The organism is Vibrio sp. 10N.247.310.23, assembly GCF_041467155.1.
GTDB lineage: Bacteria > Pseudomonadota > Gammaproteobacteria > Enterobacterales > Vibrionaceae > Vibrio > Vibrio crassostreae_C.
In genome coordinates this window covers 1-7,938 of record NZ_JBFSTZ010000054.1, presented here as the reverse complement: position 1 = coordinate 7,938, position 7,938 = coordinate 1, and the positions used below count along the sequence as shown (strand labels likewise).

Here is a 7,938-nt window from a genome sequence, read left to right as displayed (position 1 = left end):
TGTTGGCCGTCATTGTGTTCCAAGTGTGGTTTGATGTCGCTCAAGAGGGCGAAGATGAGGGCAACAAAGGCCTACTCAGCATGAACCGCACCGAGGTCAAACTGATGTTAGCCGGATTAGTGTGCTTTTTTGCAGTGATACCTTTGTACCCGGTCAACGTCAACACGCTCGTCATGGACCAAAACGCCAGCGAATCGTGCGGCGTGGGTATCAGCAGCGGCGCAACCCACAGTGACCAAAGCTCGTTAAATGGGGAATTGGTTCATGCCCCGATATGGTGGGTATTCTGGCACAGTATTTCGCAAGGCCTGACCAACGCGGCGGTCTCCTCGGTGCCGTGTCACTACGACGTCGAGCGCAGCATGTTGAAACTCTCTCAAATCGATATTAAGAGCGAGCAACTTAGACAAGAAACTCAAGACTTCTACGAGCAGTGTTATACGCGAGCGCGCCTGATGATGAAGGCGGCGGCGCGTAAAGAGCGAGTCACTCAAAACGACTTTGATAATGCCAATTGGATTGGGGGCTCTTACTTCCTTGGCTATAATCTGGCCGCGCCAGAGACCACCTATAATGGCTTACAAGCTGAAAATATCGTATTCAACTTCCCGTATAATTCAGTGCGAGACGACCCGGTGCAACAAAAGTATCGCCGCACAGCGGTTGATACCAGCGCCGCGTATCCTATGTGTGACGAATGGTGGGATAGCACTCAAGGCGGTCGCAGTGATGGCCAGCGCGCCGGCTTGTTGTGGCGCTTGTTCAATCACATTGAAGACACTAACCCTGAATTGATTCATGACATATTTGACTATGATGGCTTTTTCTCAAAAATCATGGGCTCTGAAGTCACGCCTGCCGATAAGGCGAACATGCTGGTTCAGCGAGTCTTGAGTGTTGAAAATCAATCGACCAGTGGACGCATTGTTCGTGGCTATGGCCAGGTGCTTGATAAGTCCCTCGATCATCAATTCAGAGAAGTGTGGAATAGCGCGGCAGGCTGGGCAGGGTTACAAATTGGGCATATCTTCACAGGCCCGGCTTACTTCATTGTGCGAGAAGCGATGCCGATGCTGCAGTCTTTGCTGCTCATTGTGGTGGTGATTGCGAGTCCGATTGTGTTAACGGTCAGTAACTATTCGATGATGACGCTGATGTCGTTATCACTCTCTTATACCGGATTGCTGTTCTTGACGTTTTGGTGGGAGTTGTGTCGAAGTCTGGACAGTAAGCTTTTGGAGGCGGTGTATTCCATGCATGACAACTTTAATCCGATAACCGGTACGATCAACAGCATGGATGATTCGATATTAGCGTTTGTGATGATCACGTTTTACGTGGTGGTGCCCGCGATATGGTTTGGGGTATTAGGTTACGCGAGTTATCGCGTGAATGGGGTGTCGATGGATAGTGCACTGGAAAACGTAAATAAAACAACTCAGAGAGGTTTTGATTACGCTAGAAGCGCTGTTGCTAATTCAATGAAAAAGTAATCAAAAAATAACTATGGCAATCTTAGCGATTGTCATAGTTATGAACCCAATATTCATCGTAATGCTCTTTTTCTGTATTAGCCCAAACATTTAAAGTTTTATCAGCTGAAAGTTCTGTAACTAAAGCTTCATTCACCTCTTCAAATGACAGAGATGTACTACTAAGAAGGGCATTACGCTCAGCTTCCACTTCAGCATGTAAACGATCACCTTTTTCATCTCGGTATGCCTGACGCCATTTTTTCAGGAATGCTAACATTTCGGCCTCTTTTGACTCAATACGGTTAAATTACCATCAGATTACGCCTTTATGCAGACGGTTGCAAATCGAATATTAAGCTTGACTTATTTTCACACAGGTTACGCCCAATTTTTGTGGATAACTGTTTTAATGTGTTATAAAAACATAATGTTAAGTTGGAATTCGACGAAAAAACGGAAGGCTAAGTCAACCATGGCAAAGACAATTCACTATGACATTCAGCAAGTTAAAGTTAGAAGCGATAAAGAAAGCGCTCGCCTGACCAGTCAGTGGGATCAGGTTCTACAAATCTGTCGTGAAAAACCACTCGGAGAGGTCGCGAGAGCAAGATTAGCGTTTAACCTTGTCGATTACATCACAAGTGAAGATCTGCCTTTTCGCTTACTTATCACCCGAGCACCACAAGCCATGGCCACCATCGCTGAAGAAACCCGAGTTTATAAAGAGCATCGCGTCATTAATGGTAAACAAAGCGGGATGATTTACGCCAAAAGCGAACAAATGTTGCCAAGAGAGATCCGCTATACGAATGAGTTTGTGGCAACCCGCTACGTTGATGGGATAAAAACACCACTGTCAGCCACTTCTCTCGTTGATTGCCTCAAGGCTGGAGAGGTCATAACACCACTCGATGGCATTTTGTTTTTAGGCTGTAAGCGCATCGCCAGTGACATAGCGCGCCTTAAAAAAGTCGAACCAACCATGAACATCAATATGATGCGCATCGAAGTATCAGACAGCTTCACAGGCACGACAAGGAAAATGGCAAGTTACGGATAAATATCGAGGGGTCTATTATTGCCTTATTCGTCGTGTTTCTTGAGTCTCAAAAATAGTTGTATTGCATTCTGCAGGTAGGCATACACCAAACATAATATTGTTATAGGCGGCTACTCACATCCTTGTACATCCCTATAGCTGTACTCAATGCGGCATAAAATCATGGCTGAGATCGTCACTCCGTTTTTTCACTTCCTCTTGTTTTGTTGATCCGCAGATAAAGCATCTTGAAAAAATAATAATTACGCCATAATAAGCCAGTCAACTTTTAATAAAAGTTGACTGGCTTTAAATGTTAGACAGTTAAGGTTTTAAGTAAGCTATCAAGCGACTCATTATTATCTTTAATTGAAGCTTCTAATTCATCAATAGATTTAATTACCTGATTACCAATTTTTTCTAATAAGTCACGTGATTTTGGAATCGGTACAGGGATCTCACCGATGACATCTGGTTCCAAATGTTCTTGGTTTGTGCCATAAGCACTTTTTAACATCAAGCTTTGTCCGATCTCACTTTTGAGAAATTGGTAGACATAACCGCGTAACGGTAAGTCTTCAATAACAACTCGAATCAAGTTATTTGTTGCAACGTGTCCATCGTGTTGCTCTAAAGCATAAGTCACACGTCCTAATGTCCCAGCATCAGAGATCAGAATATACCCTTTATAAATTGTTAATTTTTCGAGATGAGACTTAGTTTGCTTATTTGCCCGAGTTTCATCTAGATACTTCACATTATCAGAATTCAACTGAGTTAATGCGGTGCCTGTAAAGTACTTACGAATAGTAGGACCTTCTGTAACACCAACATCAGCATAAGGTCGCTTAAAGCGCGGTCCGTTAAATACTAGCCCAAGATCAGCTAGTCGATGTACTTCAAAATCATCGCTATCGCCTAGTTTTAACACTTGTTCGAAAGCGGCATTATGTTTAGGTAAATACTGAACAGGGTTAAATGAGTAACTATCTTTAGCTATACTGCTAATATTAACTGAAAATCGGAATGCACTGTCCTCTAAAGTAGCTGCATTGAATCGAGCAAAATCATCAGCAATATCTGTTAGATCTTGATCAATAACATAACTACCATTCTGTATTGCAGGCTTACCTTCAGCATCTCGCTTGAAAATAGGTTCTCCGCGACTAGTTTGTCCTACCTTATTTGAAATTGCCATAAACACTTTATAGTCTGTAGTTGCATGGCTATCGTTTTTACGCAAAAAGATAACAGATGCTTTAGAGCCACAAAACGGTTCAAATGTATCTTCATGCAAATTTACAACACCAAGCAATTGAGCATTATCAAGCACCCAACGTCGTACACTTAATGCTTCTCGATTATCTAGCTGACCTTTTGCCATTACGATGCCCAGCAAACCACCTGGCTTCAACCACCGTATACACTTCTCCAAAAACAAAATTTCAGGAGCTAAGCCTTGCTTTGAGTTCAATTTATCATCAAAGACTATTTTGTTTTCTTCATCAACAGACCAAACATAGCCATTCTCATACTGACTAAGAATAGTAGGTTCTTTTACTCGAAGGTCGTGACCAGCCCCAAATGGTGGGTTGGTTAGGATCATACTAGGTTTTTCTATACCTGCCTTTTCCTGAAAACTTGCTGATAACTTAGAAATACTATCTAAACTATTTGCGCGCTCAATACCACCATGCCCATCTTTACCTATAAGCATATTGGCCTTAGCGATCTTAACTAATTTTGGGGATATATCAGTTCCAAATAACTGATGAACTACATTTCTTTTTAAGATTTCTTTAGCTGAATTTGAGCGCTTAGAATTATCAATTTTCTTAAAGATATAATTCATTGACGTGATAAGAAACCCCGCAGAACCACAAGATGGGTCTAGAATGATCGACTTGTCATCGGGGTCAAGCATTTTAACCATCATATCAACCACCAACCTATTGGTGAAAAATTGACCGCGCTCTCCCTTTAAATGAGACGCCACATACACTTCATACGCTGTCCCAATTACGTCATGAGCAGCATCAAGGAAAGAGTACTCTTGTAGATATGAAATAACTATTGCTAGCTGAGAATCTGAGGCTGTAATTTTTTCATGCTCACTAAAAACATCTGGATATTGCTCTCTTACAGCAATGAAAAGTTCTCTCACTCGTTGGCAAGCTTTTTGCTGTAGCTCCTCATTTTCAAATTCTTCCGGTGTAATATAGAACTTGCAGTCTTCTTCAGCACTTGATTCATCTTCACGCTTAGCAAGAATTACCCTTACCATATCAAGTGCAACATCTTCAGAATCAATACCTGTACGGTAAATTGCATTATGGCAACGCTTGAAAGCCAATTTTAGATCAACAGGTGCAATCAACTCTGACTTCTTGAACTTACCAATGCTATCCCAAGTTTTACCGAATCGTGGTATACCAATCCATTTAGATATACTTCTGTCTTTGTGTTTACGGAGAAAAATAATTTTTTCACCATTAGTCCAAAAACCACCTTCAGCAGATGTAGCTGAAATATAACCAGTTAATTGACCATCTGGCTCTCTTACATTAGGAGCTTTTACCTCGATAATTAACTTAATTTTGCCTTGATCATTTTCGATACACGCTTGTTTATTTTGATAAATGACAATATCAGCTCGCTTCTTATCAGTTCCCATGTTGATAGTGCGCTCATGAGCTATACAATCTTTTGGATAGCCCATTTCTTCATGCAAAATATGGGACGTCTTTTGACGAACTCGCTCTTCAGGTTTGTTCTCACGAGGCTTAGCTGGTTCAAGATAGTCCAAAATTTGACCTTTCTCGTTTAACGGAACCTGAAACTCTTGAGCTTCCAACCACTTATCAATTTCAATAGACATGCATAAACCCTAATATTTTTATAATTGATACATTATATAGACTCTTTCTCTTTTACGATATCGAGTAATCCCAAAAAGCTTCACCACGCAAGTGAAGCTTATCTTGCTCACCACAATCATCCATACTTGAGACGCTCTTCTCCGCTTGGAGGAGTCGATAAATTAAATGATTATAAATCAATAAGACATTGATTTATAATCATTTAATTTCTTTTATCTTAGTGTTGTAGTTTGTCGTCATTATCTTCCGCTCTATTTAACTTTAAAGGGCAATCCGTACAGTCTGTAACGCACGAAGAGGGCACCGTTGAGTTAATATAAAAAAGGCTGCATTATCGAAGGATGAACAACGACAATTTATCGGCTAATAAGCGTTATGTTTTTCAGGGTAGGTTTAAGATGAGTGGTAAAAATAGAGACGAATTTACTTCCAATGATAAGAGGATTATGGCTGAAAGAGTTAGCTGGAAGTGTTCTTTTCCTGGTTGTGGTCGTAATACGGTAGGTCCTAACTCAGATGATCCTACGAAGAAGGTAAATAATGGTATAGCGGCTCATATTCATGCCGCTGCATCCGGAGGCCCAAGGTACAACCCTAAAATGTCATCCTTAGAAAGGAAGCATATCTCCAACGGTATTTGGATGTGTCGAAATCATGGAAATTTGATAGATGCAGACTATAAGGAGTATTCAGCAAGCACCATACATGAATGGAAAGAGCAAGCAGAAAGGCGAGCAGCAGAAAGCTTGAAACTTCCGACACCAGAACTGACCACTAGTAATATGACCCTTATACAATTGGGAAGCGAAGTAATATATTACGCCATATGGAATGCCATCCACTATCGAGAGTGGAGTTTTGAGTTGATAGCTCCTTTTATTGGGGACCATGATTTATTGAACTCTTATGTTTTAGAATTTATCACAATTCCCGACAGTGAATCTTATGTAGTCGTCGAGTCTCAAGGTGATGCTCGTAAAATCTTAGACGCTAGGTTAGAGATCTCCCATGAAGATAAAAAACTATTGTTTTTACAAGTTGAGGATAAGTTTAAAGCGACAGACCCGAATTCTCTAGGTATGGACATGAAGCTTGATGATACAGGTGACCTAGATATATCTAGTGGGGGCTTTGGCAGAGTTCAGGGTATAGAAACAGCAAAGCAAAGACTATCGACCTGTATGTCTACTATTAAAGGGGAAATAGCGGATCATAGACATCTAGGCTCTTTAGCAACCTATTATTATGATAATTATAGAAATGACCTTAATGTTTTTAGTAAACTCATTCTTCTGGAGTTAGTCCGACTATCACTAATTCCTCTGCAACTGCAAGGTCGAGTTGAAAAAGTGCCATCATTGCACTTTGTAAAACGTATACTGAATGTAGATATTAAAAATACAGAACTAGCACATAGTCGATTCATAGCTTTAGTCGAATTAGAATGGGGCAATGGTGAATATTGGTTCGGAGAAGTTCCAATATTCGTACTACAGGCATAAGAAGATAATTGGACTCCCCCACTTACCCAATCTATTCTGAATATTGAAGTGTTTAAGGGAGTTTAATTATAAAAAATCTTATTATTGGCGTTGTTCTAGCAGCAAAAGAGATTCAAATTTGCGTGTACACAAACAAAAAGGTGCACTCTAATCAAGAAAGACACCGAGCCAATTTAGTGAGTATTTGACAAAAATTAGCCCTTCTTTATTATGTTTGAGTCATGCCTTTTACTAAAGATACAAACGAAACGTTTATTAGAAAAGCCATTAAGCAATGGGGCAACCGTTACGACTACTCTTTTGTCCAGTATGTGAACAGCCGAACACCTGTTGTTATTCTTTGTAACAAGCATCAGCAAGTGTTTGAACAAACCCCTAAAGCCCATTTTGCAGCGAAGCGCCATTGCTGCCCACTGTGTTATCAAGAGGTGGTGGGAAGTTACCAAAATGAGTGGCGATTACAGAATAAGTCAACCACAATTGACCCCAATTTAGATAAGCTCGCACCCATAATTGACCGTGCCTTTCGTGATGATGAGCCATAGACTGACGTGTACCAGGCCTGCAGCTGCCTAGTTGAAAGGCATCTTCATCGGACTTTATTTTGAAAATCACCGCTTTAATTGCAGCACGTGTCACCAACACAAAGTGGTTGACACGCTTCCTACCCTCTTTTAACCTGAATACTTCAAACGTTGAATACTGACGCACCAGTATTAAGCACACGGGTTTAACCGCCCTTAAATGGCTCTCTGAAACGTGTCGCGACTTCTTTTTAAAGAAGTGAAAGCATACTGATAATCCATCAGCTACCCCTCACCACCCATAGGAAACCTTTCCTTTGGGCAAGTGTTTCCTTGTTTTATAACAGGAGAAACACATGGACTACACAACCCTACTCGATAACTTCGTTTTTTGGGGCATCTTTCTATCGGTCTTTTGGCTGGTTTGGAAAAGTCATGCACCCATGACGTTTTTTGCTGCGCATTGGACACTGCTTCAACGCAACGCGGCGCCGATCCTTCGCATGAAGTTCGCACGCC

6 protein-coding genes are annotated in these 7,938 nt (G+C 41.1%); 4 read left to right on the top strand and 2 right to left on the bottom strand.

Annotated features, from left to right (window positions below; all coding sequences use genetic code 11):
- A partial coding sequence (locus AB6D93_RS23215; protein ID WP_372159216.1) for a conjugal transfer protein TraG N-terminal domain-containing protein occupies positions 1-1,493 on the top strand: 1,493 nt, incomplete at its 5' end.
- Between the two features lie 22 nt (positions 1,494-1,515).
- Here AB6D93_RS23215 and AB6D93_RS23210 read toward each other — a convergent pair.
- Complete coding sequence (locus AB6D93_RS23210; RefSeq protein ID WP_372159215.1) at positions 1,516-1,752, bottom strand: hypothetical protein; 237 nt, start codon at positions 1,750-1,752, stop codon at positions 1,516-1,518.
- A 195-nt stretch (positions 1,753-1,947) separates the two neighbouring features.
- Between AB6D93_RS23210 and AB6D93_RS23205 the strand changes: the two genes are divergently transcribed.
- Positions 1,948-2,535, top strand: coding sequence for a hypothetical protein (locus AB6D93_RS23205; RefSeq protein ID WP_372159214.1), 588 nt, complete (start codon positions 1,948-1,950; stop codon positions 2,533-2,535).
- A gap of 295 nt (positions 2,536-2,830) precedes the next feature.
- Here the strand turns inward: AB6D93_RS23205 and AB6D93_RS23200 are convergent, their stop codons facing one another.
- Positions 2,831-5,392, bottom strand: a complete 2,562-nt coding sequence (locus AB6D93_RS23200) for an N-6 DNA methylase (RefSeq protein WP_102333688.1) — start codon at positions 5,390-5,392, stop codon at positions 2,831-2,833.
- A gap of 399 nt (positions 5,393-5,791) precedes the next feature.
- On the opposite strand from AB6D93_RS23200, the gene AB6D93_RS23195 reads away from it, so the two are divergent.
- Both AB6D93_RS23195 and AB6D93_RS23190 read left to right on the top strand, forming a co-directional pair.
- Positions 5,792-6,895, top strand: coding sequence for an HNH endonuclease (locus tag AB6D93_RS23195; protein ID WP_240799518.1), 1,104 nt, complete (start codon positions 5,792-5,794; stop codon positions 6,893-6,895).
- Positions 6,896-7,116: 221 nt separating this feature from the next.
- On the top strand, positions 7,117-7,440 hold the full coding sequence (locus tag AB6D93_RS23190; protein ID WP_198599896.1) for a hypothetical protein: 324 nt from the start codon (positions 7,117-7,119) through the stop codon (positions 7,438-7,440).
- The last annotated feature ends 498 nt before the right edge of the window (positions 7,441-7,938 follow it).